The sequence below is a fragment of the Microbacterium sp. GCM10027623 genome (assembly GCF_042666935.1).
GTDB lineage: Bacteria > Actinomycetota > Actinomycetes > Actinomycetales > Microbacteriaceae > Microbacterium.
The window spans coordinates 198,929-223,601 of record NZ_JBHTHE010000002.1 but is presented as its reverse complement, the minus strand read 5'-3'; the positions used below and the strand labels follow the sequence as shown (position 1 = coordinate 223,601).

The 24,673-nt window shown below is 69.5% G+C and carries 26 protein-coding genes, 1 tRNA gene and 1 other RNA gene; 11 read left to right on the top strand and 17 right to left on the bottom strand.

Annotated elements, in window-relative coordinates; translation table 11 throughout:
- Positions 1–10: 10 nt before the first annotated feature.
- The 4 genes from ACFQY2_RS08400 to ACFQY2_RS08385 are packed head-to-tail and all read right to left on the bottom strand — an operon-like array spanning position 11 to position 2,945.
- On the bottom strand, positions 11–919 hold the full coding sequence (locus ACFQY2_RS08400; RefSeq protein WP_378745293.1) for an ABC transporter ATP-binding protein: 909 nt from the start codon (positions 917–919) through the stop codon (positions 11–13).
- Positions 916–1,752 (bottom strand): molybdate ABC transporter permease subunit, encoded by an 837-nt coding sequence (modB, locus tag ACFQY2_RS08395; RefSeq protein WP_378745292.1) that lies wholly within the window; start codon positions 1,750–1,752, stop codon positions 916–918. Before modB ends, ACFQY2_RS08400 begins: the two co-directional genes overlap by 4 nt.
- Positions 1,749–2,528, bottom strand: coding sequence for a molybdate ABC transporter substrate-binding protein (gene modA, locus ACFQY2_RS08390; protein ID WP_378745291.1), 780 nt, complete (start codon positions 2,526–2,528; stop codon positions 1,749–1,751). Before modA ends, modB begins: the two co-directional genes overlap by 4 nt.
- 21 nt (positions 2,529–2,549) lie before the next feature.
- Positions 2,550–2,945, bottom strand: coding sequence for a molybdopterin-binding protein (locus tag ACFQY2_RS08385; RefSeq protein WP_378745290.1), 396 nt, complete (start codon positions 2,943–2,945; stop codon positions 2,550–2,552).
- A gap of 95 nt (positions 2,946–3,040) precedes the next feature.
- On the opposite strand from ACFQY2_RS08385, the gene ACFQY2_RS08380 reads away from it, so the two are divergent.
- Genes ACFQY2_RS08380 through ACFQY2_RS08355 form a run of 6 tightly spaced genes read left to right on the top strand, consistent with a single transcriptional unit; the run spans position 3,041 to position 6,880 of the window.
- Positions 3,041–4,123, top strand: a complete 1,083-nt coding sequence (locus ACFQY2_RS08380; protein WP_378745288.1) for a ThiF family adenylyltransferase — start codon at positions 3,041–3,043, stop codon at positions 4,121–4,123.
- Entirely contained in the window at positions 4,120–5,316 is a 1,197-nt protein-coding gene (glp, locus tag ACFQY2_RS08375; RefSeq protein ID WP_378745287.1) for a gephyrin-like molybdotransferase Glp, read from the top strand. The genes ACFQY2_RS08380 and glp overlap by 4 nt, the downstream gene beginning before the upstream one ends.
- The gene (gene moaC / locus ACFQY2_RS08370; protein ID WP_378745286.1) at positions 5,313–5,798 is read left to right on the top strand and encodes a cyclic pyranopterin monophosphate synthase MoaC; all 486 of its coding nucleotides are present in this window, start codon (positions 5,313–5,315) and stop codon (positions 5,796–5,798) included. Before glp ends, moaC begins: the two co-directional genes overlap by 4 nt.
- Positions 5,795–6,388 (top strand): molybdenum cofactor guanylyltransferase, encoded by a 594-nt coding sequence (locus ACFQY2_RS08365; RefSeq protein WP_378745285.1) that lies wholly within the window; start codon positions 5,795–5,797, stop codon positions 6,386–6,388. Before moaC ends, ACFQY2_RS08365 begins: the two co-directional genes overlap by 4 nt.
- Positions 6,385–6,645 carry a DUF6457 domain-containing protein gene (locus tag ACFQY2_RS08360; protein WP_378745284.1) on the top strand — a complete coding sequence of 87 codons (261 nt, stop codon included), beginning with the start codon at positions 6,385–6,387 and terminating at the stop codon, positions 6,643–6,645. The genes ACFQY2_RS08365 and ACFQY2_RS08360 overlap by 4 nt, the downstream gene beginning before the upstream one ends.
- Before the next feature lies 1 nt (position 6,646).
- Positions 6,647–6,880 (top strand): MoaD/ThiS family protein, encoded by a 234-nt coding sequence (locus ACFQY2_RS08355; protein ID WP_378745282.1) that lies wholly within the window; start codon positions 6,647–6,649, stop codon positions 6,878–6,880.
- Positions 6,881–6,967: 87 nt separating this feature from the next.
- On the opposite strand, the gene ACFQY2_RS08350 is transcribed toward ACFQY2_RS08355, so the two are convergent.
- The 5 genes from ACFQY2_RS08350 to ffs form a co-directional block, all read right to left on the bottom strand.
- Positions 6,968–7,393, bottom strand: coding sequence for a molybdenum cofactor biosynthesis protein MoaE (locus ACFQY2_RS08350; RefSeq protein ID WP_378745281.1), 426 nt, complete (start codon positions 7,391–7,393; stop codon positions 6,968–6,970).
- Positions 7,390–7,869 (bottom strand): molybdenum cofactor biosynthesis protein B, encoded by a 480-nt coding sequence (locus tag ACFQY2_RS08345; RefSeq protein WP_378745280.1) that lies wholly within the window; start codon positions 7,867–7,869, stop codon positions 7,390–7,392. The genes ACFQY2_RS08350 and ACFQY2_RS08345 overlap by 4 nt, the downstream gene beginning before the upstream one ends.
- Positions 7,870–7,927: 58 nt before the next feature.
- On the bottom strand, positions 7,928–8,563 hold the full coding sequence (locus ACFQY2_RS08340) for a hypothetical protein (RefSeq protein WP_378745279.1): 636 nt from the start codon (positions 8,561–8,563) through the stop codon (positions 7,928–7,930).
- On the bottom strand, positions 8,560–9,156 hold the full coding sequence (locus tag ACFQY2_RS08335; protein ID WP_378745278.1) for a rhomboid family intramembrane serine protease: 597 nt from the start codon (positions 9,154–9,156) through the stop codon (positions 8,560–8,562). The genes ACFQY2_RS08340 and ACFQY2_RS08335 overlap by 4 nt, the downstream gene beginning before the upstream one ends.
- 63 nt (positions 9,157–9,219) lie before the next feature.
- Positions 9,220–9,316, bottom strand: an RNA gene (ffs, locus tag ACFQY2_RS08330) — signal recognition particle sRNA small type.
- Between the two features lie 214 nt (positions 9,317–9,530).
- Here ffs and ACFQY2_RS08325 point away from each other — a divergent pair.
- Genes ACFQY2_RS08325 through ACFQY2_RS08315 form a run of 3 tightly spaced genes read left to right on the top strand, consistent with a single transcriptional unit; the run spans position 9,531 to position 13,918 of the window.
- Positions 9,531–10,538: an AAA family ATPase gene (locus ACFQY2_RS08325; protein WP_378745276.1), complete on the top strand. Its 1,008-nt coding sequence runs from the start codon at positions 9,531–9,533 to the stop codon at positions 10,536–10,538.
- A gap of 10 nt (positions 10,539–10,548) precedes the next feature.
- On the top strand, positions 10,549–11,733 hold the full coding sequence (locus ACFQY2_RS08320) for a DUF58 domain-containing protein (RefSeq protein WP_378745275.1): 1,185 nt from the start codon (positions 10,549–10,551) through the stop codon (positions 11,731–11,733).
- Positions 11,726–13,918 carry a DUF3488 and DUF4129 domain-containing transglutaminase family protein gene (locus ACFQY2_RS08315; RefSeq protein WP_378745274.1) on the top strand — a complete coding sequence of 731 codons (2,193 nt, stop codon included), beginning with the start codon at positions 11,726–11,728 and terminating at the stop codon, positions 13,916–13,918. The genes ACFQY2_RS08320 and ACFQY2_RS08315 overlap by 8 nt, the downstream gene beginning before the upstream one ends.
- Positions 13,919–13,983: 65 nt before the next feature.
- On the opposite strand, the gene ACFQY2_RS08310 is transcribed toward ACFQY2_RS08315, so the two are convergent.
- The gene (locus tag ACFQY2_RS08310; RefSeq protein WP_378745273.1) at positions 13,984–14,871 is read right to left on the bottom strand and encodes a rhodanese-related sulfurtransferase; all 888 of its coding nucleotides are present in this window, start codon (positions 14,869–14,871) and stop codon (positions 13,984–13,986) included.
- Positions 14,872–14,946: 75 nt separating this feature from the next.
- Here ACFQY2_RS08310 and ACFQY2_RS08305 point away from each other — a divergent pair.
- Positions 14,947–15,031: transfer RNA gene (locus ACFQY2_RS08305), tRNA-Ser, on the top strand.
- An 81-nt stretch (positions 15,032–15,112) separates the two neighbouring features.
- On the opposite strand, the gene ACFQY2_RS08300 is transcribed toward ACFQY2_RS08305, so the two are convergent.
- From ACFQY2_RS08300 to ACFQY2_RS08270, 7 genes are read right to left on the bottom strand one after another with little or no spacing between them, the layout of a single operon-like run.
- Positions 15,113–16,693: an amidase family protein gene (locus ACFQY2_RS08300; RefSeq protein WP_378745272.1), complete on the bottom strand. Its 1,581-nt coding sequence runs from the start codon at positions 16,691–16,693 to the stop codon at positions 15,113–15,115.
- Between the two features lie 6 nt (positions 16,694–16,699).
- Complete coding sequence (locus ACFQY2_RS08295; RefSeq protein ID WP_378745270.1) at positions 16,700–17,575, bottom strand: 2-hydroxy-3-oxopropionate reductase; 876 nt, start codon at positions 17,573–17,575, stop codon at positions 16,700–16,702.
- A complete protein-coding gene (otnI, locus tag ACFQY2_RS08290; RefSeq protein WP_378745269.1) occupies positions 17,572–18,357 on the bottom strand; it encodes a 2-oxo-tetronate isomerase in 786 nt (261 codons plus the stop codon). The genes ACFQY2_RS08295 and otnI overlap by 4 nt, the downstream gene beginning before the upstream one ends.
- A complete protein-coding gene (locus ACFQY2_RS08285; protein WP_378745268.1) occupies positions 18,354–20,528 on the bottom strand; it encodes a family 10 glycosylhydrolase in 2,175 nt (724 codons plus the stop codon). Before ACFQY2_RS08285 ends, otnI begins: the two co-directional genes overlap by 4 nt.
- Positions 20,529–20,569: 41 nt before the next feature.
- Complete coding sequence (locus ACFQY2_RS08280) at positions 20,570–21,439, bottom strand: carbohydrate ABC transporter permease (RefSeq protein WP_378745267.1); 870 nt, start codon at positions 21,437–21,439, stop codon at positions 20,570–20,572.
- Positions 21,439–22,446, bottom strand: coding sequence for a carbohydrate ABC transporter permease (locus ACFQY2_RS08275; protein ID WP_378745266.1), 1,008 nt, complete (start codon positions 22,444–22,446; stop codon positions 21,439–21,441). Before ACFQY2_RS08275 ends, ACFQY2_RS08280 begins: the two co-directional genes overlap by 1 nt.
- Entirely contained in the window at positions 22,443–23,753 is a 1,311-nt protein-coding gene (locus ACFQY2_RS08270) for an ABC transporter substrate-binding protein (protein ID WP_378745265.1), read from the bottom strand. The genes ACFQY2_RS08275 and ACFQY2_RS08270 overlap by 4 nt, the downstream gene beginning before the upstream one ends.
- A 224-nt stretch (positions 23,754–23,977) precedes the next feature.
- On the opposite strand from ACFQY2_RS08270, the gene ACFQY2_RS08265 reads away from it, so the two are divergent.
- Complete coding sequence (locus ACFQY2_RS08265) at positions 23,978–24,670, top strand: GntR family transcriptional regulator (protein ID WP_378745264.1); 693 nt, start codon at positions 23,978–23,980, stop codon at positions 24,668–24,670.
- Positions 24,671–24,673 lie beyond the last annotated feature (3 nt).

Genomic DNA, 24,673 nt, shown 5'->3' with positions numbered 1-24,673 from the left:
GCCGCACGGGTCAGGGTGCAGGAGGACGGATGCTGATCCTCGAACCGTGCACGACCGGGGCGCCCTCCGGAAGGTGGAGGACGGCGGTCTCGCCTCCGGCGGTCCGGACGCGGACGCGGATGCCGTCGGCGGTGTCGACGATGCGCTCGACTCTCGCGTCCCAGGCCCCGTCGGACCCCGGCAGCGTGCGGGCGAGGGTCGCGGCGAACGGGGTCGACGCCGTGTCGAGCACGGCCGCGGGTGCGCCGTCACCGGTGACCCGACCGTCTTCGAGCAGGATCAGCCGGTCGGCCAGCGGCATGGCATCCGCGGCGTCGTGCGTCGCCATCACGACCGTGGTCCCGGTGGCCGCCAGCTCATCCCGCAGCAGCGTGCGGATGCCGTCGGCCGTGGCGGGGTCGAGGGAGGCGAGCGGTTCGTCCAACAGCAGCACCCGTGGTGTGGTGGCCAGCGCGCGCGCGAGTGCGACGCGCTGCTGCTGCCCTCCCGACAGCCGGGCCGGGCGCCTGTCGCCGAGATCGGTCAGCCCGATGCGCGTCAGCCAGGCGTCCGCCTCCGCCCGTGCCCGTGTTCTCGGCGTGCGGCGGGCTCGGAGGCCGAAAGCGATGTTGTCGCGTGCGGTCAGGTGCGGGAACAGCCGCGCCTGCTGGCCGAGCAGGATCACGCCGCGCTCGCGCGGAGGCCGGTCGATGTGCTCGGCGTCCTGCACCGTGTCGCCGTCCAGACGCACGGCACCGGCGCGGAGGGGGACGAAACCGGCGATCGCGCCCAGCAGGGTCGACTTCCCGGCACCCGACGGTCCCATCAGGGCGACGACCTCCCCCGGCTCGGCGTGCAGGTCGGCGTGCAGCGCGAACGCGCCCCGATCCACCTGGACGTCGGCATCCAGCCTCGCGCCGCGCGTCGCACTCGTGCTCATCTCCGTGCCTCCACGGCCCCGGCCGCCCCGCTCGGACGCCATCCGCGCACCAGCAGCAGCACGGCGACCGAGGTGACCAGCAGCAGCAGCGACAGGGCGATGGCACTGCCCTGGCTGACTCCCGCGCCGTTGAAGGCCGTGTAGATCGCCAGGGGCATGGTCTGCGTGACGCCCGGAGCGTTGCCGGCGAACAGCGCCGTGGCGCCGAACTCGCCGGCGGCGCGGGCGAAGCACAGCACGGTGCCCGAGAGCAGCCCCGGCGCCGCGAGCGGCAGGGTGACCCGCCACAGGATCGTCCAGTTGCCCGCGCCGAGCCCGGCGGCGGTCTGCTCGTGGTCGAGCCCGGAGGTGCGGATCGCCCCCTCCAGGGCGAGCACGAGGAAGGGCAGGGCGACGAAGGTCTGCGCCAGCACGACGGCCGCGGTGGTGAACGGCACCTGCCATCCCGTCCATCCCAGCCAGCCGGATCGGCCGAACAGGAACAGCAGCGAGAGGCCGCCCACCATCGGCGGCAGCACCAGCGGCACGGTCACGACGGCGCGCAGCAGCGCCGCCGTGCGCGGGGAGGCCCGAGCGATCCGCAATGCCAGCGGGATGCCGATCAGCAGGCAGATCCCGGTGGCGGCGAGGCCCGTCAGCACCGAGAGGCGCAGCGCGCTGAGCGCTTCGGTCGAGGTGATGTCCTGCCAGAGCGTGCCCCACTGCACTCGGCCGACCAGCGCGGCCAGGGGCAGGACGAGGAAGGCGACGCCCAGCAGCGCGGGGACGGCGAGCACCCGGGGGGCGTATCCGCGGCGGGGTGCGGATCGTGACGCGGTGAGCGGGCGGGTCATGGCGCCTGGAATCCGAACGAGGCCAGGATGCGCTGGCCGGACTCCCCGCGGATGAAGGCGGCGAAGGCCGTCGCCGCATCAGGGTTCGGCGCGCCGTCGAGCACGGCGATCGGATAGGAGTTCACGACGCCGGCGGCCCCGTCAGGGGCGAACCACTCGACGTCTTCGGCAGCGGCGATGGCGTCGGTCCGGTACACGAGTCCCGCGTCGGCCTCGTCCCCGCGCACCTTGGTGAGCACCGCCGTGACGTTCTGCTCCAGGCTGGCCGGGTGGACCTCGACCCCCGCAGCGCCCAGCAGCTTCCGCGACGCGGCCCCGCACGGCACTTCGGGGGCACACAGCACGGTGGTAACGCCGGCCTCCGCGAGGTCGGCGAGCGTCCGGATGCCGGCGGGGTTTCCCCTCGGCACGATGAGGACGAGCGTGTTGCGCGCGAAGACGGCCGGGGCCGATGCGAGCCCGGCATCCGTGACCCCGGCCATGCTCGCCTCATCCGCCGCGGCGAACACGTCCACCCGCGCGCCGTTGTCGATCTGCGTGGCGAGTGTGCGGGAGCCGTCGTAGGTCATGAGGACGTCCACGTCGGGGTGAACGGCCATGAACTCCTCCGCGGCCGCATCGAACGCGCCCTGCAGTGAGGCGGCCGCCGACACCGTCAGATCGCCGCTGACGGCATCCGAGCCCGCGGCCGATGAGCTGCCGGACTGCGGGGCCGCCGCGCAGGCGGTCAGCACAAGCACGAGAGCGACGGCGGTGAGAGTGAGGGGGCGGCGCATGGTCAGTCCTCGGCGACCGGCTCAAGGCCTGGGAGCCTCGACGATGACCGTCGTGGCCTTGACGACGGCGACGGCGAGCGACCCGACCTCCAAGCCCAGCTCGCGCACGGCTTCGGCCGTCATGAGCGACACGATCCGGTGCGGGCCGGCCTGGATCTCCACCTGCGCGGCCACCGTGTCGATCACGACACCGGTGACCAGTCCGGTGAAGCGGTTGCGTGCGCTGGAACGCACGCCGGTGGCGTCTGCGCCGGACTTCGCAAGAGCGATCGCCTGCTGGGCCAGAGCCTCGCCGGGGATCTCCGCGGGGGTGGCCTCCGTCACCGGAAGCACGCCGTGCTCGACCCACCTGCGGACGGTGTCGTCGCTGACGCCGAGGAGGTCGGCCGCCTGCGCGATCTTGTAGCTCACGGGCATCACCACACCGTACCACCGCACATGCGGATGGGGAGGCGGTTTTCATCCGCATCTGCGGATGGTCGCCCGGCGCGCGGAGGGTCTAGCCTGTGGGTATGTCGCTCCCACCGCTGGTCGAACCCGTTGACGCGCTCAGCAGCCGAGAGCAGCTGCGCACAGCCAGACACCAGCGGCTGGTGGGCCTGGGCACCGAGGGTCAGCGGCGCATCGCCGCCGCCAGCGTGGGTGTGATCGGGGCGGGTGGCCTCGGCGCACCGGTCGTGCTGGCTCTGGCTGCCGCCGGCATCGGCCGCATCGTCGTGTTCGATGACGACGACATCGAACTGTCGAATCTGCAGCGTCAGGTGATCCACCGACTGCAGGACGTCGGCAGACCCAAGACCGACAGCGTGGTGCGGGTGGCATCCGATCTGTCCGAGACCGAGGTCCGGGTGGTGAGCACCCGTCTCACGCACGCCAACGCGGCCGAGCTGATCTCGGGCGTCGACCTCGTGCTCGACGGCACCGATACCTTCGAGAGCCGAGAGGTGATCGCCGCGGCCTGCGAACGGCTCGCCGTACCGCTGGTCTGGGGAACGGTGCAGGAGTTCGCGGGATTGGTGACCGTGTTCTGGTCGGCGCCCCCGGCAGGCGAGGATGCCGTGCGACTGCACGACCTCTACCCGCCTGGCAGCGAGGCGCCTGCGTGCTCGGCGGTCGGCGTCTTCGGACCCATGTGCCTGCAGGCGGGCTCGATGATGGCGGCCGAGGCGCTCAAGCTGATCACGGGTATCGGGCGTCCGCTGCTGGGCCGCATCGCGATGATCGACGTGCTCGCGGGCACGGTGCGCGAGGCGCCGCTGCGGGCGGCGCGCACCACCGCTCCGGCATCCCGGCCCACTCCCCCGGTCGTTCCCGACGTCGATGATCCCGCCGACGACGCGGTCGTGATCGATGTGCGCGAGGACGACGAGGTCGCGACCGGGATGCTGCGCGGGGCGAGGCATCTGCCGCTGGCCTCGCTGCTGGGCGATGTCGACGCGGTCGCCGCAGAACTGGCGGGCAGCGAGGTCGTCCTGGTCTGCCAGGTGGGCATGCGCGCGAGGCGGGCGGCCCAGGCGCTGCGCGGCGCGGGCGTGGACGCCGTCGTGCTGCGCGGCGGAATGGACGGATACCGCCGCAGAAGGCAGCCCGCATGATCACCGTCGAAGAGCATCGCGATCGCATCCTCGCAGCGGTGCCGACGCTGGAGGCGCGGCGGGTGCCCCTGAGCGGCGCACTCGGACGCATCCTGCGCGAGCCGGTGCGTTCGGCCGTCGACCTGCCGCTGTTCGACAACTCGGCCATGGACGGCTTCGCAGTGCGCTTCGTCGATGTCGCGGACGCCTCGCCCGATGACCCGGTGACACTCGAGGTGGTCGCCGACGTGCCCGCCGGCAGCGCGGCGGACCCGTCATTCGGTCGGGGTCAGGCCGTGCGCATCATGACCGGCGCCGCCGTCCCTCGCGATGCCGACGTCATCGTGCCGTTCGAGGACACCGCCGGAGGACTCGCGGATTCCCTGGGGGGCATCCGGGTGCTCGCTGCGCCTCGCGCGGCCGGTGCGCACATCCGACCACAGGGCGAGGAGGCCCACGCGGGCGACGAGATCCTGCCCGCCGGAATGGAACTCGGCGCCCGCCAACTCGCCGCGGCTGCGGCCGCCGGCGTGCACGAGGTGGTCGTGTCCAGAGTGCCGCGTGTCGTGGTGATCTCCACCGGTGACGAGCTGCGCCCACCCGGAGCCCCCCTCCGGCGCGGGCAGATCCCGGAGTCCAACAGCGTGCTGCTGGAGGGGCTGTGCCGCGAGAACGGCGTGGAGGTCGTGCTGACGGCGTCGGTCACGGATGACGGCGACGAGCTGCGTGCTGCTCTGGCGGATGCGTCTGCCCTGGCCGCGGATGCCGTGATCACCTCCGGTGGAGTCAGTGAGGGCGCTTACGAGGTGGTGAAGAACGTGGCACGCATGGGCTTCGACAAGGTCGCCATGCAACCCGGCAAGCCGCAGGGTTTCGGCGCCGGCGAGCCGCTGCTGTTCGGCCTGCCAGGCAACCCGGTGAGCGTGGCGGTGTCGTTCGAGGTGTTCGTGCGTCCCGCCCTGCGGGCCATGCAGGGCTCGCAGGATCTGGACCGGCCGGTGGTGCGGCTGCCCGTGATCGAGGCGTGGCGGACGCCTCCGGGTCGCCGACAGTACCGACCGGTCGTGGTGACACCCGACGGGGTGCGCCCGGCATCCTCCGGCGGCTCGCATCTGGCGGCGAGCCTCGGCCGAGCCGAGGCGTATGCGATCGTGCCGTCCGAGGTGGACAGGGTCGAGGTCGGCGACGTCGTCGATGTCATGCTGGTGCCATGAGCTTCACACACCTGGATGCCGCGGGCCACGCCCGCATGGTCGACGTCACCGAGAAGCAGCCGACGGTGCGCTCGGCGACCGCGCGCGGGTTCGTGCGCTGCGCCGGACATGTGGTGTCCGCGCTGCGGGATGACGCAGTGCCGAAGGGCGATGTCCTGGCCGTCGCGCGGATCGCGGGCATCGCCGGCGCGAAGCGCACGCCGGAATTGCTGCCCCTCGCACACGTGATCGGAGTGCATGGCGCGGTCGTCGACCTGCGCGTCGTCGACGACGGCGTCGAGGTGGAGGCGACCGTGCGCACGGCCGACCGCACCGGGGTGGAGATGGAGGCGCTGACCGCCGTGTCCGTCGCCGCACTCACGGTGGTCGACATGGTGAAAGGCCTGGACAAGGGCACGACGATCGCGAACGTGCGGATCGTGGCGAAGACCGGAGGGAAGTCCGGGGACTGGCACCGCCCGGACGAGCCCGCGCGGCCATGACCGCCTCGCCGTCGCCGCGATTCGGCGCGATCCTCCTCGCCGGCGGACGCGCGTCGCGGATGGGCGGCATCGATAAGCCGGGGCTGTTGGTCGACGGCGTGAGCATGCGTGAGCGGGCGATCGCCGCGGTGGTTTCGGTGAATGCGGATCCGGTGATCGTGGTCGGCCCGGAGTCGGCATCCGGGCACGTCGTGCGCTGGGTGCGCGAGGATCCGCCGTTCTCGGGTCCCGCCGCCGCGGTGGTGACGGCGCTGGCGGCGATGGGTGCCGACGCCGCGGAGTGGACGTTCCTGCTGGCCTGCGACTTGCCCCGACCGGATGCCGCGATCGCGGCGCTCGTGCACGGCGTCCGTGGTCGCGACGGCCTGTGCCTCACCGATGCCGGCGGACGGATGCAGTGGCTGACGGGCGTGTATCGCACCGGCGCGCTGACCGACGCGGCGGCGGCTCTGCCTGGCGAGGGCAGGGATCTGCCCGTGCGGGCGCTGCTCTCCGGCCTCGCGGTCGCAGCTCTTCCCCATCCGGGCTTCGGCGCCCGGGATGTGGACACGTGGGAGGATTACGACGAGTTGACGAAGGAGCATCCATGAGCGATCATCTGCCGCCCGAGACGCTGAACCAGTGGGCCGATGCCCTGCGCGAGCACTTCGATCTGGCCGCTGAGGATGTGCCGATCTCGCTCGTCCTGGATCTCGCGAAGGATGTCGCGAACGGCGTCGCGCGCCCGGCTGCTCCGTTCAGCGCATTCGTGGCCGGCCTCGTCGCCGGGCGTCGCGGCGGTTCGCCGGAGGATGTCCGCGCTGCCGTGGCCGACATCGCGAAGCTCGCCGGCGATTGGCGGGGATGAGATGGCTCAGGTGCGATTCTTCGCCGCGGCCGAGGAGGCCGTGGGCAGCGCGCAGCTGACCGTGGACGCGCCGACCGTCGGAGCTCTGACGGCGGTTCTGCGCGAGGATCATCCGGCGCTGGCCGAGATCCTGCCGCGGTGCTCGGTGCTGGTCGACGGCGCGCGGGTGGATGACAGCTGGGCGCTGCGCGGCGACGCCGTGGTCGACGTGCTGCCGCCGTTCGCCGGCGGGTAGCCCCCTCCCGTCAACACCGTCTGTGGGGCGCAAATGCTTGCTTCATGAGTGCGGAAACGGTCGTTTGCGCCCCACAGACGGTCGGTGTCAGCCGCCGAGACCCTTCCAGACGGTCGCTCCATCGGATTCGATCTGCCGCTTCCAGATGGGCAGGCTGTGCTTGATGGCCTCGATGAGTTCGCGGGAGACCTCGTAGGCCATGCCGCGGTGGGCGGACGCGACCGACACGATCACCGCTGCGTCGCCGACCTCCAGCCGACCGATGCGGTGACTGGCGGCGACGATGGCATCCGAGTCGCCGATGGCCTGGACGGCCAGGGTGCGCAGGGTCGTCTCGGCGTCCGGGTGGGCACTGTACTCCAGGGCGACGACGGGCGTGGCGGCGTCTTCGTCGTTGTCGCGCACGCGGCCGACGAAGGTGATCTCGGCGCCCATCCGCGGGTCGTCGACGGCGGCGCGGTGGGCGTCGACGTCGAGCGGTTCCGTGGTGATCTGTGCAAGTCGGATGGTCATCGGTGGTCTTCCCCTTCGAGCTGCCCGAGCGCGTGTTGTGCGACCTCGAGCACGAGTCGCACGCCGTCGGCGACCGCCGCGGTCGATCCCGGCAGATTCACGATGAGCGCACGTCCCGCGATCCCCGACAGCCCGCGGGAGAGCATGCCGCCGGGTTTCTGGGCGGTGGCGCGGCGGCGCAGCTCCTCGGCGATGCCCGGCAGTTCTCGGTCGAGCACGGGCGCGGTGCCCTCAGGCGTGCGGTCACGAGGCGAGATGCCGGTGCCGCCGGTGGTGATGACCAGACGGATGCCGCGCTGCAGCGTCTCGCGCAGAGCCGCCTCCACCGACACGGCGCCGTCCGGGATGATCACGGCGTCGGCGCACTCGAACCCGGCCGCGCGGAGCGCGGCGACGGCGAGGGGACCCGACGTGTCCGCTCGTTCTCCGCGGGCAGATCGGTCGGAGACGGTGATGACGGCGGCTGCCAGCGACATGCCCTCAGCCTAGCGACCGCGTCGCGCCCCACGCGGCGGGTGCGGCATCCGCCGACATTCACCCCGCGCACGCGCCCGAGAGCGCATCCACCACCGACGTCGCGTCGTGCAGGAAACGTGCGTAATGCTCGCGGTCAGAGTTGATCTGCACCCGGTTGATCGCATGCGAGGGCGGCATCTCCTGCCACCCCGGCAGCCTGCCCAGCCGCGTGAAGAACTTCGTCGCGGCCGTGGCGGGATCCATCCGCTCCTCCGCCGTTCCCCACCACGACTGCTGCTGGAACAGGCCGATGCTGCTGGTGCGGCTGCCGTCGGGGTTGGTGACGCCGGATGTCTCCCAGTCGCCGTAATCGATGTTGCGCAGCGAGCTCTCGCCCATCGCCGCCATCACCCCGATGATCTGACCGTCCCGGCCGAAACCCAGCTCTCGCGCGGTGCCGACGATGACCGCCGCGTTCTCGAGCTGCTCTCCGCGCCACCCGTCGACGCCCGCCGCGGGGAACGCCTGCGGCTCCGCGACGCAGTAGGCGACATCCGGACGGGGCGCGCTGAGCAGACCCACGACGACGAAGACCGTCGATATCGCCAGGGCGACGGATGCCGTGATCGCGGCGATCCTCAGCATCCGCCTGCGCTGACGGCGTCGGCGGGCGCGCCGACGCAGGGTCGACGCGCGCGAACGGCGCCTGGTCACGCGGCCGGCTCCCTCCGCCGCCCGGTGAAGGCCAGCACACCGCCGCCGATCGCGCCGAACAGGTGCGCCTGCCAGGAGACGCCCGCGGCGGCGCCGAGGATGCCGGCGAGCATCGTCGCGCCGTACAGGACGACGACGATGACGGCGATGGCGGCATAGGCGAGCCGGTGCGCCAGTCGGCCCGGCGCGATCACCCGCAGCACGACGTAGCCGAAATACCCGAAGACGAGCACGGACGCCCCGACGGTGAGGGTCCCTGGCGCATTGATCAGCCAGGTGCCGACGCCGCCGATCAGCGCGACGACCGCCGTCACCAGCCAGAAGCGTCTCGCCCCTTCGACGGCGACGAGGCATCCAAGCACCAGCAGGGGCACCGAGTTGGCGATCAGGTGCGCCCAGCCCACGTGCAGCAGCGGACCGAGCACGATGCCCTGCAGGCTGCCGACGTCCCAGGAGCGCAGACCCCAGCCCGTGAACGAACCGGGCAGGACGGCATCCGCGAACTGGATCGTCCACATCACCGCCAGCAGGCCGATCGGCGCGAGGAAGCGCGAGAACGACGAGGGCTTGGCCGGCGGGGGTGCGGTGGTCACAGCATCGATCTTCGCAGGACTTCCGGTGAGCGGCCCGAAGGTCTCCACCCCGCCCCAGGGCAAAGAAAAGACCCTCCGCGCACCCGACAGAGCCCGGTTACCCTTGCTGCGTTTCCGCCCTGGGGGAATTGGCCTGGATGCCGTCACGCGGAGAGCCGTCCACGAGTCTACCCGACAGTCGGAACGCGCTCGGACGATCGCCCGCATCAGCTCCCGCGGCACAGCTCCGCAGATCTGCAGGATCTCGGAGCCGAATCGTGCAAGGTCTCCGCAATTGTGCAGATCTGCGGCCGAATGCCACGGCGCATCCTGCGCCGCGGTCACCTGGCCGGGTTACGATCGGAGTCCGCACCGTCGCGCAGGGGAGACACCGCATGCCAGAGCAGCTGACCGAGCAGCAGACCCGGCAGGTCGCCGCCGAGATCACCGCCGAGGAATTCGCTCAGCAGACGTCTCGCATCATCGCCTCGATCTCCTCGGTCATCGACGGCAAGACAGAAGCCGTGCGCAGCGCGTTGACGTGTCTGTTCGCGGAGGGCCACCTGCTCATCGAGGACGTGCCGGGCGTCGGCAAGACCATGCTGGCCCGAGCGCTGGCGGCCAGCGTGGACGCCACCGTCCGCCGCATCCAGTTCACGCCCGATCTGCTGCCGGGGGACGTGACCGGCGTCGCCGTGTACGACCCGGTGGCGCGCGAGTTCGAGTTCAAGCGGGGCGCGGTGTTCGCCCACATCGTGATCGCCGACGAGATCAACCGCGCCTCGCCCAAGACGCAGTCCGCCCTGCTGGAGGCGATGGAGGAGCAGCAGGTCACCGTCGACGGCGCCACGCACCGCCTGCCCGAGCCGTTCCTCGTGGTCGCGACGCAGAACCCGCTGGAGATGGAGGGCACCTATCCCCTCCCGGAAGCGCAGCGCGACCGGTTCATGATGCGCATCTCGATGGGGTACCCGGATGCCGCCGCCGAGACACTCATGCTGCGCCAGCGCGAGACGTCCAATCCGCTCGACGCCATCAGTCCCGTCACCGACGCGACGACCGTGAGATCACTCATCGCCTGGACCCGCCGTGTGCACGTCGCCGAGTCGCTCGAGGAGTACGCCGTCGCCCTGGCACAGGCGACCAGACAGGACCCGAGCCTGCACCTGGGCGCCAGCCCGCGGGCCACCCTGCAGCTGGTGCGCGCCGCGAAGGTGCGGGCCGCCCTCGACGGCAGGCAGTACGTGGTGCCGGACGATCTGACCGAACTCGTCATCCCGGTCTTCGCGCATCGACTGCTCGCAGCCCGCGGCGTGCACCGCGCCGGCACGCAACCCGTCGAGGCGGCGTTGAACCAGATCATCGCTCGCGTGCCGGTGCCGTTCGCCGGCACCCGTCGCTGAGACGGCGCGCATGAACCGACGGCCGCTCACAGGCAGAGGATGGGGATGCCTGCTCTCCGGCATCCTGCTCATCGTCGCCGCCAACGTGGTCGCGGCGCGTCCGTTGCTGTACCTCGGCGTTCTGCTGGTGGCGCTGCCGCTGATCGCCCTGCTGATCGTGCGGATGCCGCGGCGGCGCGCGGACGTGTCGCGGCGCATCTCGACGGATCTGCTCGCCGTGGGTGAGACCTCGCAGGTGCAGGTGCGCTTCGACCTGTACACGCTCGGTATCCCCAACGGCACGTGGCGAGACACCCTTCCTCCGGCGGTGAGCGGCGACGCCACCGGCGACTACCCGGGAGACGCCCTGACGCTGCGCTACGACCTGACCGGCGTGCGCCGCGGCATCTCCACGCTCGGCCCTCTGATCCTGCGCACCGTCGACCCGTTCGGCCTGGCGCAGCGCGAGCAGGCGTTCGGTGACACGAGGATGATCACCGTCATCCCGCAGAGTGTGGCGCTCGCGCCCCTGCCGACCAAGGTGGGCGCCGCCGGTGGCACGGCCCAGACCCACTCCACCCGCATCGGCCAGGGCGCGGACAATCTCATCCCCCGCCCGTACTCGTCCGGCGATTCCCGGCGCCGCATCCATTGGCGCGCGACCGCCCACCGCGGAGACCTCATGGTCCGGCAGGAGGAAGAGGAGGCGAGTCCCGATGCGCTGGTCGTCCTCGACCGCGCGGCGGATCGATGGGATCGCCCCGCGGATGAGCCGGATCCGGCCTTCGAGGCGGCCATCACGCTGTGCGCGTCGGTCGCTCTCCGGCTGGTGACGGATGGCTACAGCGTGGATGTGGTCGACACGTCGGGAGCACAGCTGGGCGCCCTGCGCGGGCACGAGGAGGACCGGGAGGATCTCATGGTCGCCCTGGCGATGGCCGGGCCGCGCGGCGAGCAGCGCGACCTGCGCTCGATCGTCGGCAGCACCCCGCCAGGACCACTCGTGCTCATCACCGGGCGGCTGGATGTCGAGGATGCCGAGCGGATGACCACCGCCGGGGCCGCCGCTCCCCTGCTGTTCGCCGCGACCGCGGAGCCCGAAGCGCTTGCCGCCGCAACGGCTCACGGCTGGAACACCGCACTGCTGCCCGCGGACGCGGACGTCGCCCAGACCTGGGCGGACGCGCTACCGGTCTCGAAGGCCGCGCATGCCTAACGTCCCGGCACGCACCGACCGCACGCGCCTGAGTCCGCTGGGCCCCGGCATCCTCGCGGCCGCCGCGACGCTGATCTCCGTCTGGTCGTACACCGGCGCGGTCACCCCGGGCGTCTGGACGTTCGTCGTCTGCACGGTCGTGATCGTCGTGACGGCCGCCGGCATCCTCTCCCGGCTCGCCCTGCGCCAGGCGCGCCCGGCCGTCCGCGAGCCCGTGGCGCTGGTCCTGCAGGTGCTGGCTTCCGCCGTGGCCTGCACCGTCCTCCTGGCGGGCGAGACCGCCTGGATGGGGCTGCTTCCGACCGGGGTGACGGTGCGACTGATCGGTGTGCGGCTGCAGCAGAGCGGTGAGGAGATCATGAACGGCGTGGCGCCCATCGCCGCCTCGCCGCCCATGGCGACCCTGCTGGGCCTCGCGTTCGCTGTGGTCGCGATCCTCATCGACCAGCTGGTGGCGCACCGGCTGGTCGTGCTGGCCGTGCTGCTGACCTCGGTCGTGGGGGTCATGCCGATGCTGATCTCGTTCAGCGCCGTCAACATCGGATGGTTCCTGCTGCAGGCCGTCATGATCCTGCTGCTGCTGCGGTTCGGAGCGCGGCACGATCCGCGCTCCCCTCGACAGGCCTCCCACCTCGTCGCCGGCTCCACCGGGCTGGTCGCCGTGCTGACGACGCTCGTGCTCGCCCCGGCGATGCCGTTGGGATCTGCGCTGCCGGGCACAGGACCCATGCTCACGGTCAGCGCTGACCTGCGCCTGGGCGACGACCTGCGCCGCCCCGAGGGCATCGAGGCTCTGACGCTGGTGACCTCCTCCGCCAGCCCTCCCTACCTGCGGATGGCCACCCTGTCGCGCTTCGACGGCGACGTATGGCGACCCGATCGCAGCGACCGGATCCCGCTGCGGCTCGGATTCGGTCGACGGGACTGGCCCGAGACGATCAAGACGGTCGAGACGGAAGTGTCCATCCGGGTGCTGGGCGTCTCCAGCGACCGCCTGCCCGTGCCCTACGCGCCGGAGGAGCTCTCGGGCGTGGAGGGCACCTGGTCGGCGGTGCGCGAGAATCGCACGGTGGTCAGCGCCACATCCGATGCCGCCGGCGCCGACTACACGGTGGAGGCTGCGACCGCGGTGCCGACGCTCGAGCAGATCCGCGCGACCACCGCCTCCGGGGCGTCGACATCGGCCCTGCCGGAGGATCTGCCGCCGATCATCGGCCGGCTCGCGCGTGATGTCACCGCCGGCGCCGCCAGCGACTACGACAGGCTGATCGCGCTGCAGGACTGGTTCCGGAACGAATTCACCTACTCGCTCGATGCTCCGGTCGAGGAAGGATTCGACGGCACGGGAGCTGATGCCGTGGCGACCTTCCTCGAGAAGCGCACCGGCTACTGCATCCACTTCGCCGGCGCGTTCGCCCTGATGGCCGACAGCCTGGGGATGCCGGTGCGGATCGTCGTGGGCTACCTGCCCGGCTCCGGGACGGACCAGAGGCGCGATGACAGCATCGTGTACTCGGTCACCAGTGACCAGCTGCACTCCTGGCCGGAGGTGCATTTCGAAGGCATCGGCTGGGTGCCGTTCGAGCCGACGGCGACACTGGGTGTGCCGACCGACTTCATCGCCGGCTCCAGCGGCGGCAGCGGCGACGGACCGGATGCCCCGACCCCCACGATCGCCCCCACCACCGGACCCTCCGCGACGCCGACGAGCAGCGCCGGAGCCGATGAAGACACCGGGACGGGAGGGGTGGGGACGCTGCGCGCGCTGGACCCGACACCGGTGATGCTGACGGTCCTGGGCGTGATGGCGCTGCTGCTGCTGCCGGCGCTGGTGCGCGAGGTCCGCAGGGTGCTGCGGTTGAGGCGTGCGCGGTCGGGCGACGCGATGGCCGCCTGGCGGGAGCTCTCCGACACGCTGGTCGACCTGGGCCTGCCTGCACCGGTCGCGCAGACCGCGCGTGCCCGCGCGGACATGCTCACCTCGACCCGCGGGGCCGATCCCGAATCGATGACGGCCCTGGTGGCCGCTGTCGAGCGCGCCAGCTATGCGCCGTCGGCTCCGGATGCCGATGATCTGGCCACGCCGCTGCGCGTCGTGACCGGGCAGCTCACCGCCGGTGCGGACGCGCGCCAGCGCCTGAGCGCGCGTCTGGCACCGGCATCCCTCTTCGTGCGACGCCGCTGACCCGACATCGGTCTTGCGTCAGCAGGCGACACGCGGCGGGTGGGCGGGGCAGGGATCGGCGCGACTCAGGCGTGCTCGGCGCAGGGCACCGCATCGCAGGTGGTGCACGCCACGAACTGTCGCGTGCACGCGGCGTCGGGACAGTTCGCCGTACGGTTGGTCGTCGCCCCGCATCCGACGCATTCGCCGATGACCGCGGCATGGTCGGAGAAGTCCACCGAACCGCGCTTGTCGAACACGTACAGCGACCCCTCCCACAAGCCGTCGTCGCCGTACTCCTCGCCGTAGCGGGCGATGCCGCCGTCGAGCTGGTACACCTCGCCGAAGCCGCGGGACACCATCAGGCTCGACAGCACCTCGCAGCGGATGCCGCCCGTGCAGTAGGTGACGACCGGCTTGCCCTTGAGATCGTCGTACACGCCGTCATCGAGCAGGCGCACGAAGTCCCGCGTCGTCTCGGTGTCGGGAACGATCGCGTTCCGGAACCGGCCGATGCCCGCCTCCAGGGCGTTGCGCCCGTCGAAGAAGACGACCTCGTCGCCGCGCCGCGCCATCAGCTCATGCAGCTGCCCTGGGCTCAGGCGCGCGCCCCCGCCGACGACGCCGTTCTCGTCGACGACGAGTTCATCCGGGGCGCCGAATGACACGATCTCGTCGCGCACCTTGACGCTGAGCTTCGGGAAGTCGACGCTGTACCCGTCGTCATCCAGGCCGCTGCCCTCGCTCCACTTGATGTCGGCATCCTTGAACGCCGGATACTCGCGAAAGCGCCGCAGCCATCTCTTGACGGCGGGAAGGTCTCCGCCGAGCGTGCCGTTGATGCCGTGCTCCGAGATGAGGATCCGCCCGCGCAGCTTCAACGCCTCGCCGAGATCGCGTTGCCACAGTCGGATCGCGTGGGGATCCGGCAGTGGCGCGAACGCGTAGAACAGCACGATCTTGGGGGTGGGCACCCAGAGATTCTACGTGGCCCGTCCCGCCGGTTCGTCGGGCCCCACCCCATCGGATAGGATGGACAGGTTGTTCCTGGTGACGTGTCCGAGCGGCCGAAGGAGCACGCTTGGAAAGCGTGTGTTGTGCAAGCAACCGAGGGTTCGAATCCCTCCGTCACCGCCGCAGAATGCCCTGAGCCCCGGATGAACTCCGGGGCTCAGGGCATTTCTGCAGGACGGCGCGTTCGGTGCCGTCCTCGACTCACTGCGGCGCTGCGCGCCGGGCTGCGTGTCCGTCGACCTGCTCGAGTGCATAGCCGCACCGCAGCAGCAGCGCCTCGCTGAAGCGCGGGCCGACCAGCTGCAGGCTCGCGGGCAGATCCCCGACGAATCCCACGGGCAGAGCGAGCGCAGGATGACCGGTGTAGTTGGCCGGTGCGGTGTTGCGGATCACGCGGCCCAGCCGCATGGGCTCACGCATCGACCCGGGCAGCGCTTCCGACCGGGGACGCGCCGCCGCACGCTTCGGCGCCACGTCCAGCATCGTCGGCATCGCCAGCACATCCACGTGTTCGAAGGCCGCGTCGAAAGCGCTGCGGTAGTGCGCGCGCAGGTTCTGTCCGCGCACGTACAGCGCGTCGTCGAACCTCTGGCGGGCGATCTCGGCGATCCCCAGGTAGAGGATCCGACGCGGGTTCAGCTTCTCGGGGTGATTGCCGCGGAAGTGCTGCACCGCCGTCACGATCGACTCCGGATACCCGGCCGTGTGGTGCGCCCCGGCGATGGTCGTCTCGAAGGACGCGCGCGAGCCGCCGATCAGCACGGCCATCATCGCCGAGGCGAGCTCGAGATGCGCGGGGACCGAGATCGTGGAGACCTGCGCGCCCAGACTTCTGAGCCGCTCGATCGAGGCGGAGACCACCGCGGAGACCGCCGGATCGGCATCCGCGAACCCCTCCTCCAGGACCCCGACGCGCACGCCGGCGATGCCCGCCTCGAGTGTGCTCATCACATCCACGGTCTCGGGGATGTCGCGGCGCTGGCGCGGATCGGCATCGTCGTACCCGGCGACGGCCTGGAAGGCGAGGGCTGCGTCTCGCACCGTCGCCGCGAGCGGCCCGACATGATCGACGGACTGGTCGACGTCGTAGGCGACGCCGTGATGCGAGACCATTCCGAAGGTGGGCTTCAGCCCGACCGTGCCGCACCATGCGGCGGGGATGCGGATCGAACCGGACTGGTCCCCGCCGAAAGCGATGTCGACCTGACCTGCCGCCACCGCCGCAGCCCCGCCGGACGTGGAACCTCCGGTGAGGTGTTCGGGGTTCCGCGGATTGAGCACCGGTCCGCTGTCTCCGAAGGACCCGCCGTTGCCGTGTCCGCCGGTGAGCCCGTCCATGGTGTTCTTCCCCGTGATGGTGCCTCCCGCGGCGAGCACGCGACGGACCACGGTGGCATCGATGTCCGGGATGAAATCCGCGAGCAGGTCGGTCGCCAGCCCCATCGGAACACCGGCCACGGCGATGTTGTCCTTGAAGGAGACCGATCTTCCGGAGAGCAGCCCTTCGGCGCCGCGGATCGTGCACCGCCACTGCCACGCGTTGAGCGGATCCTCGTAGGGTTGCGGTCGATACCCGCGCTCGCGACCCGCGGCGACGTCGCGCGGAGCGGCGAGGCTCTTCGTCGCGTCGAGGAAGACGGTGATCTCCTCCAGTGCCGCCTGCATGCTCTGCGCGTAGAGCGGAACCTCCTCCTCGGGGAGGGCGATCCCGGAACGGCCGAGCGCGTCCACGACGTCGCGGTCGGTCACGACGGCGGATCGGCGCCCCGCTGACTCAGCCACGCGGCGTCACCGGCCTGATTCGTCTGGGTCTCGCAGCAGGACGAACAGCGCCGAATGGTCGAGATCGCCCATCCCCGCCTGCATCGCCGCCGCCATGAGCTGTTCCACTCGGCTCGTCACCGGCAGCTCGACTCCCAGCGACTCCGCCGCCGACAGGGCGATGTCGAGGTCCTTGTGGTGCAAGCGGATGCGGAAGCCGGGATCGAACGCCTCGTCGATCATGCGCTGACCATGAGCCTCGAGAACTCGCGACGAGGCGAATCCGCCGCTGATGGCCGCCCGCACCTTCGTCGTGTCCGCGCCGGCTGCCTCGGCGAGCCGCAGGGCCTCGGCCACCGCCTGGATCGTACCGGCCACGATGATCTGGTTCGCGACCTTCGTCGTCTGACCCGCCCCGACCGCACCCACCAGGGTGATGTTCGCGCCCAGGATCTCGAACAGCGGCCTCGCCCGCTCGAAATCCGAAGCCTCGCCTCCCACCATGATCGACAGCGTGCCGGCCTTCGCACCCACATCGCCGCCGGATACGGGTGCGTCCAGATACGACGCGCCCAGGTCCTGCACGCGCTGCGCGAAGACCCGAGTGGCCACCGGCGAGATGGAACTCATGTCGATCACCAGCGCACCGGGGCGAAGACCCTCCGCGACCCCGTTCGCGCCGAACAGCACCTGTTCCACATCCTCCGTCCTCGGCACCATGACGATCACCACGTCCGCCGCACGCGCAACGTCGCCGGGGCTCGCGCATCCGGTCGCCCCCGCCTCGACGAGGAACTCCGAGACCGCCTTGACACGACTGACGAACAGTTCGTGTCCGGCATCGATGAGTCGGGCGACCATCGGTCTTCCCATCACGCCGAGTCCGATGAATCCCACCTTCATGATTCCTCCTCCGTGTCGAAGTCCGACAACCATCCCATCCCACCCGGGTCGCCGGGGATGTACTCGCACCCGAACCAGCCCTCGTAGCCGGCTGACCGGATGGCCGGCAACAGGAAGCGATAGTTGATCTCACCCGTCCCGGGTTCGTGACGGCCGGGGTGGTCGGCGATCTGTATGTGGCGGATCATCTCCTGGTGGCGCAGGAAGGTCGGCAGCAGATCCCCCTGCATGACCTGAGCGTGGTACAGGTCGTACTGCAGGAAGAGATTCGGTGAGCCGACTTCAGCGATGATGTCGACGGCATCCTCGACGGTCGCGACGGCGAATCCGGGTACGTCTCGATCGTTGACCGGCTCCAGCAGCAGACGGATGTCGTGCCGTGCCAGCTCCGCAGCCGCGAACGCGAGATTCTCCACGAGAGTGTCGTGGACCTCGCGCGGGGACACCGCCGTCGACGGCGCCCCCGCCAGGCAGTTCAGCTGGGTGACCCCGAGAGCCTTCGCGAACCGGATGGCCCCCTCCACGCCCTCGCGGAACTCGTGCTTCCGGTCGGGAAGAGCCGCGATGCCGCGTTCGCCGGCCGCCCAGTCACCCGCGGGGAGATTGAACAGCACGGGTGTCAGGTCGTTCTCACGGAGCACCTGCGCGAGTTCGTCCGGCGAATGCTCGTACGGAGAGACGAACTCCACAGCGGTGAAGCCGTCCATCCGCGCGGCGGCGAAGCGCTCGATGAACGGCAGTCGGGTGTACAGCATCGTGAGGTTCGCGGCGAATCTCATCATGACGTCCTTCCTGCAGCGCCCGCGTCCGCCGTTCCCCAGCTCACGCACACGGCCTCCATCATCTCGATGGCGGGCAGCTCGATCCGCAGGCGTCCTGCATCGACGTCGAACGCGAGCTGTCGGCCGCTCACCTCGCTCCGCACGCTCGTCGCGCTGCGTCCCGCGGGGATCGCGACGCTCAGGGTCTGGCCTTCGAGCGGGATGATCTCCCGCAGCGGCCCCTTCATCGCCATCGGGTTGGTCAGGTTCACGACGCAGACGGTGAGTTCTTCCTCGCCGCGGTACACCGCGATCTCCACGACGCCCGCACCCGAACCGGTCACCTCGGGCGGTCCGTCCAGGGCCCAGAAGATCGCATTCCGGATCAGCCGACCGTGGTCGGGTTGCAGCGCCTCCCAGAAGATCGCACCCACGTTGAAGGAGAAGTACACCGTGCGTCCGCCGGCATCGTTCTGCGTGGTCACCACGGCCGGGCGGTCAGCGTCCTCACGCGGGTACACCTCCTCCATCGGCAGATCGGGAAAGTCCGGGATGAACCTGAACGGCACATCGGCACCGGGCTCGGCCTCGATATCGACGATCCGAGTGCCGCCGATGACCCGTTGCGCGCCGTCGAATCCTCCGGTCAGATCGAACGGGTCAGGATCGGCGGGTCGTTGCAGTTCGATGTAGTTGTTCTTGACGAGGCCATCGCGCATGGCCGCGCGCGAGATCCCGAACAACGGTCCGAGATCGGACCTGCCGGCGTCGGTGTCGTGTGCGAGTCCGGACTCGAACGCCCCGACGAGTGCACCTCCACCAGCGACGTACTCCTCCAGCACCGCCTGATGCTCGGGAAGCAGACCCACGATGCTGGGCAGCACGACCACGTCGAATCCGGCGATCCGCTCCGTCGAGATCTCCTGCTGTGCGACGAGTTCGAAGGGAATGCGCGCTTCCACCAGCGCGTGATAGAAGCCGTCGTCGTGGTGACGTTCGGCGTGCTCGCCGGGGAACTGCGCACCGAAGGGGTGGCCTGGGTCGATCACGGCCACCTGGGCGTGAATCGTCTTGCCCGCCAGAGAGGGTTCCAGGCGTGCGTGAAGACCGAAGGCATCCGTCACGGGGGCGATCCACCGGTCGTCGGGGACTTTTCCGTTGAACTTGGTGAACCAGGGGAAGGCACCCTGTGCGAATCCGGCGACGATCCACATCGCCGTCTCGGCAGGTGAGTTCACCGAATCCTTCCATCGATGCTGGTGACTCTCGGGGCCGACCGAGGTGATGAGACCGACAGGCCGATCCGGGAAGACGCCGCGGGTGCGCTTCGCGTTCCGGCCGGGGGACCACAGCGGTTCGACGCCGTCGCGCCCCTGACGGTCGATGAAGAACAGCGGATAGTGCTTGCCGATGAGTCCGCGATCCAGCTCGTGGATCGACAGCGAGCCCAGGTTCGGGATCACACTGGTGTGCGGTCTGACGTCTTTCGCCGCGGTGTCCCACAATGCGACCAACTCGCTGAGCCGCTGCTTGCGCCATGCTTTCCAGGCCAGGGCCTCCTCGGATGCGGGATCCTGGCCCGGCACCGGAAGGTCGAGGCCCATCTCGGTGCGAAACCGTTCACGCACCCCCGCCGTGTAGGACACCCCGTCGCCTTGCCACCTGTTCATGAAGACCGCGTCGATGTCGTACGTCCCCACCAGCTCGCGCACGACCCCGGTGATGAATTCGCTGTTGTACGGCCCGAACGGGCTCGTCACCCAGGTGTCGGGAAACGCCCAGTGCGGGACGGGGGCACCACTGACATCTCGTTCCAGCCACTCCGGGTGCGCCGCCGCCGCATCGGCATGGATGGCGTGCGGGTCGACGCGGGCCATGACGTGCATCCCCAGCCGGCGCGCGCCGTTCACCAGTTCGCCGAACAGGTCCGCGTCCCTCAGGAACGTGCTCCGGTAGTGGAACGGGATCTGCGTCGGGTAGAACGCCATGTACCCGCCCGCGCTGATGCACACCGCGTTGGACTGACTGCGCTTCATGATGTCGATCCAGAATTCGGGATCGGCTCGGTGCGGATCGTCCTCCACGAAGGTGATCTGCGTCCATCGGGTCGCGGTCCGGTACCACGTGGCGCTGCGCAGGTCATCGTTCTGAGTGGGGTGCGGCAGTGCGAGTGCTGAGCTGTGAGAGTTCACGCTGTTTCCTTCTGAGACTGGTTACGAACGGGGTTGCGGGACTACTTGAGCCCCGTCGTGGCGATGCCGCGGACCAGGTGCTTCTGCGCGAGGGCGAAGAACAGCACCACGGGGATGAGGGAGAGCACGGACATCGCGAACAGCGTTCCGATCCCGTCGAGGGTCTCCGAGTCGACGAGCGTGCTCAGCGCGACGGGCAGCGTGTACACCTTCGGCGAAGTCAGGTAGATCAGCGGCACGAAGAAGTCGTTCCAGGTCCAGATGAAGGTGAAGATCGTCGTCGTCACCAGGGCGGGCGACATCAAGGGCAGGATGATCGACCAGAACGTCCGGAAGGGTCCGGCGCCATCGATCCATGCGGCCTGATCCAGCTCCCTCGGAATGGTGCGGATGAACTGGACCATCAGGAACACGAAGAACGCATCCGTCGCCAGGAACTTCGGCAGCAGCAGCGGGAAGAACGTGTTGACCATGCCCAGCCCCGAGAAGAAGATGTACTGCGGCACCACGAGGACGTGCAGCGGAAGCATCACGGACACGAGCGTGATCGCGAAATAGAGGCGTTTCCCGCGGAAGTTCAATCGGGCCAGCGCGAAAGCGGCCAGCGTGCACGACACCAGGTTGCCGGCGATGGATCCGACGGACACCACGAGGGAGTTGAAGAAGAACAGGGTGAAGGGCTCGTTGAGCGCGTTCCAGCCGTCCTTGTAGTTGTCGAACGTGATCTCGCCGGGGATCAGCCCGGTGTCCGTCAGCACGGTGTCACCCGGTTTGAATGAGCTCACGACCATCCACAGCAGCGGATAGAGCATGAGCAGCAGCAGTCCTGACAGCAGGACGTGTTTGATGACCGAGCCGGCCCGCACTCCCCTGCGCCGCCGCACCGGCGTCAGCGCTCCCTGATTCCGCATCAGTTCTCATCTCCGTAGAAGACCCAGTACCTGGCGAGCAGGAAGTGGATGGCCGTGACCACGCCGATGAAGACCAGCAGCACCCACGCCAATGCGGACGCGTAGCCCATCTTGTATCCGACGAATCCCTGCTGATACAGGAAGAGCGTGTAGAACAGCGTCGAATCCAGCGGCCCTCCGGAACCGCCGCTGATCACATGCGCCTGCGTGAAGCTCTGGAACGATCCGATCGTCTGCAGAACCAGGTTGAAGAACACGATCGGCGTGATCATCGGCAACGTGATGTTCCAGAACTGGCGCACGCGACCTGCACCATCCACTTTCGCCGCTTCGTACAACTCCTCGGGAACCTGGCGAAGACCAGCCAGGAAGATGATCATCGGGGAGCCGAACGTCCACACGTTCAGGACGATCAGTGTGGAGAGGGCGCGCGTGGGATCCTGGAGCCAGCTCGCCGCCTCGATCCCGAAGAGCCCGAGGACCTGGTTCACGAAGCCGTCGTGCCCGAACACTTCCTTCCACACGATCGCCACGGCGACACTCGCCCCGAGCAGCGAGGGCAGGTAGAACCCCCCGCGGTAGAACGAGAGCCCTCTGAGCCCGCGGTCCAGGATCACCGCGAGCAGCAGGGCGAAGGCCAGTTGCAGCGGCACCGAGATCAGGACGTATCGCAGCGTCACGACCACGGACGAGAGGAACCGGGGGTCTCCCGCCATCCGCGTGAAGTTGTCCCAGCCGATGAACACCGGTTCGGACAGGAGGTTGTAGTTGGTGAACGAGAGGTACAGCGATGCCACCAGCGGCAGCGCCGTGATGAGCAGCAGCCCACCGAACCAGGGCAGCAGGAAGACGTGCGCGGCCCCGCCCTGGCGGCCCAGACGCGTTCGGCGTCTCCGCCCGTCACCGACCTCCCGGCCACCAGCCCGGGTGGGACCGATCGGGTCGGCCTCCGCAACGCTCGCCCGACGCGAGAGGTGCGTCCCGTGTCTGTCGACGTCCGTGCTCATGACACCTGATCGATCTCTCGCTGAACCTCGTCGATCATCCTCTGGGAGGCCTGCGTGACGGGCATCCCGCCCAGCACGATCTCTTCGATCGTCCGGGTCATGATGTTGCGCCACGTGCCGGTCCCGGCCGGAGCCTCATAACGCGGCTTGGATTCCTGCGCGTTGTTGTGCTGCACGATTCGCAGCATCTTCTGCTCGTCCGGTGAGGCGACGTCGAACGCTGCCTCCAGCTGCCTGCCCGATACCGGCGCGCCGAGCGAGAGCGTGGGTGTGAGCATCGCCTCGTGGTTCAGATTGAAGCTGAGGAATCTGCCCGCATCCGCGAGACGCTGCGGATCGATGCCGGAGTAGATGGTGAGACGGTTCATGAAGCCGAAGGTGTGCCCCGCCGCCGCATCCGGCAGCAGGGGCATGCCGCGCAGTTCGAAGGAGTAGTCGGGGAACATCTTGGCGTGGTCGGCGATGTGGTTGGCGTTTCCGAAGGTCATGAGCGTCTTGTCTCCGGCGAGCGCCCAATCCATACCGGGACCCTCCTGCTCGCTCAGGGAGAGGGTGGCACCCGCCTTTCGCAGCTTCTCCCACCAGTCGAGCCACCCGCCGAGCCCGTCGGCGTCGAAGCCGACGTTGCCGTCTTCGTCCCAGAGCTGCTGGCCGTGCTGCCGAAGCCAGGACTCGAACGTGAGATCCTGCTGCGCGTTGTGCGCGATGCCCACGCGACCCTTCGGGGCGTCCTTGGTGTAGTCGATGAGGAACTCCGCCAGACCATCCCATGACCAGCCGGCCGAGCCCTCCTCCGGCAGCGTGGCACCTGCTTCCGCCAGGAACGTCTCGTTGAAGCGCACCACCGGCGCAGTGACCGCCAGCGGCACGGTGTTGAGCTTCCCGTCGATCTTGAACAGCGCGAGCTGCTCCGGGGTGAAGTTCGACAGATCGAGCGTGTCGATCTTGTCGAGGTCGTCGTGGTAGATGCCGGCCTTGTAGTAGCTCAGCACCTGCGCGGACGCGATCCAGAAGATGTCCGGCACGGTCTTGCCGGCGATCTGCGTGGTCATGCGCTCCTGGAACGCCGCGTACTCCGCGAACTCCGGTTGCACGGTGACGTTCGGATGGTCTGCGACGAAGGTCTCGAAGGCCTTCTCGTACGCGCGCTGCCGGATCGTGTTCCCCCACCACCCGTAGCGGAGGCTCACGCCGTCCGCACCGCCTGGGGCCGCGGTGCCCGGCTGGCTCACACCGCACGCGGCGAGCCCCAGACCGAGGCCGGCCATACCGGAGAGGGCGAGAAAGGTTCTGCGATCGATGTTCATGGGAAGTCCTCTTATCGACATTGATTAGGAAATGCGCGGTGCCCGCGCGCGGGCCGCAGGGGAGATGCATGTGACGTTGGCGTGCACGAGGTCGGATGCACCGCGTGCGCGACCGGTGAGCGAGCACCGGACGACTCTGCGTCGACCGTAGCAGTGAGTAGTCACGCAAGCAAGACTATTCAGCAAACTTGTCTAACAAGAGTGCTGGAGAGTATATTGTTGCCATGGCTCATGGGTCTCAGCAGTTCCACCTGGCGACGGCGTCGCTCACAGACGCCCTGTACGAGTCCGTGCGGTCGCGGATCATCAGCGGCGACTTCAGACAGGGCGAGAAACTCACGGAGTCACGGATCGCGACCGACTACAACGTCGCGCGCACCACCGCGAAGGCCTGCCTGGAACGGCTGATCGGCGTCGGGCTGCTCATCCGCTCCGCCCATCGCAGTGCCCTGATACCCACGCTGGGACCCGCCGAGATCCAGGATCTGTTCCTGGCACGCGAGGCGATCGAGGCCTTCGCGGTGTCACGGCTTGCCGGCGCCTCAACCGTGCCGGCGACTGCGCTGGAAGCGCACGAACGACTCAAGCGCGCGGCGTCGAGCGAGTCCTTCGACCAGCAGGTGGAGGCGGACGTCTCGTTCCACACGGCGCTGATCCAGGCCACGGACAGCGCGCGCCTGAGCCGCATGCACGAACTGATCATGGGAGAGGTGCACCTGAGCATGGGGCAGTACCGAGCTCATCAGTCGGCAAGACCGACCACCATCGTGCAGGAGCACAACGACATCCTCGAGGCCATCGCCGCCGGAGACGCCGACACCGCACAGCGGCACATGGCGCTGCATCTGCGCAACGCGAAGGAGAGGCTCCTCTCGCGAGCCGACGGTGTCGGCACGGGCGACGACAGCACGCCCTGAGCC

What these genes read in the sequence shown, in the direction of transcription:
- ACFQY2_RS08400 (WP_378745293.1), bottom strand. Translation starts at nt 919, where the DNA reads ATGAGCACGAGTGCGACGCGCGGCGCGAGGCTGGATGCCGACGTCCAG.
- modB (WP_378745292.1), bottom strand. Translation starts at nt 1,752, where the DNA reads ATGACCCGCCCGCTCACCGCGTCACGATCCGCACCCCGCCGCGGATAC.
- modA (WP_378745291.1), bottom strand. Translation starts at nt 2,528, where the DNA reads ATGCGCCGCCCCCTCACTCTCACCGCCGTCGCTCTCGTGCTTGTGCTG.
- ACFQY2_RS08385 (WP_378745290.1), bottom strand. Translation starts at nt 2,945, where the DNA reads ATGCCCGTGAGCTACAAGATCGCGCAGGCGGCCGACCTCCTCGGCGTC.
- ACFQY2_RS08380 (WP_378745288.1), top strand. Translation starts at nt 3,041, where the DNA reads ATGTCGCTCCCACCGCTGGTCGAACCCGTTGACGCGCTCAGCAGCCGA.
- glp (WP_378745287.1), top strand. Translation starts at nt 4,120, where the DNA reads ATGATCACCGTCGAAGAGCATCGCGATCGCATCCTCGCAGCGGTGCCG.
- moaC (WP_378745286.1), top strand. Translation starts at nt 5,313, where the DNA reads ATGAGCTTCACACACCTGGATGCCGCGGGCCACGCCCGCATGGTCGAC.
- ACFQY2_RS08365 (WP_378745285.1), top strand. Translation starts at nt 5,795, where the DNA reads ATGACCGCCTCGCCGTCGCCGCGATTCGGCGCGATCCTCCTCGCCGGC.
- ACFQY2_RS08360 (WP_378745284.1), top strand. Translation starts at nt 6,385, where the DNA reads ATGAGCGATCATCTGCCGCCCGAGACGCTGAACCAGTGGGCCGATGCC.
- ACFQY2_RS08355 (WP_378745282.1), top strand. Translation starts at nt 6,647, where the DNA reads ATGGCTCAGGTGCGATTCTTCGCCGCGGCCGAGGAGGCCGTGGGCAGC.
- ACFQY2_RS08350 (WP_378745281.1), bottom strand. Translation starts at nt 7,393, where the DNA reads ATGACCATCCGACTTGCACAGATCACCACGGAACCGCTCGACGTCGAC.
- ACFQY2_RS08345 (WP_378745280.1), bottom strand. Translation starts at nt 7,869, where the DNA reads ATGTCGCTGGCAGCCGCCGTCATCACCGTCTCCGACCGATCTGCCCGC.
- ACFQY2_RS08325 (WP_378745276.1), top strand. Translation starts at nt 9,531, where the DNA reads ATGCCAGAGCAGCTGACCGAGCAGCAGACCCGGCAGGTCGCCGCCGAG.
- ACFQY2_RS08320 (WP_378745275.1), top strand. Translation starts at nt 10,549, where the DNA reads ATGAACCGACGGCCGCTCACAGGCAGAGGATGGGGATGCCTGCTCTCC.
- ACFQY2_RS08315 (WP_378745274.1), top strand. Translation starts at nt 11,726, where the DNA reads ATGCCTAACGTCCCGGCACGCACCGACCGCACGCGCCTGAGTCCGCTG.
- ACFQY2_RS08295 (WP_378745270.1), bottom strand. Translation starts at nt 17,575, where the DNA reads ATGAAGGTGGGATTCATCGGACTCGGCGTGATGGGAAGACCGATGGTC.
- otnI (WP_378745269.1), bottom strand. Translation starts at nt 18,357, where the DNA reads ATGATGAGATTCGCCGCGAACCTCACGATGCTGTACACCCGACTGCCG.
- ACFQY2_RS08280 (WP_378745267.1), bottom strand. Translation starts at nt 21,439, where the DNA reads ATGCGGAATCAGGGAGCGCTGACGCCGGTGCGGCGGCGCAGGGGAGTG.
- ACFQY2_RS08275 (WP_378745266.1), bottom strand. Translation starts at nt 22,446, where the DNA reads ATGAGCACGGACGTCGACAGACACGGGACGCACCTCTCGCGTCGGGCG.
- ACFQY2_RS08270 (WP_378745265.1), bottom strand. Translation starts at nt 23,753, where the DNA reads ATGAACATCGATCGCAGAACCTTTCTCGCCCTCTCCGGTATGGCCGGC.
- ACFQY2_RS08265 (WP_378745264.1), top strand. Translation starts at nt 23,978, where the DNA reads ATGGCTCATGGGTCTCAGCAGTTCCACCTGGCGACGGCGTCGCTCACA.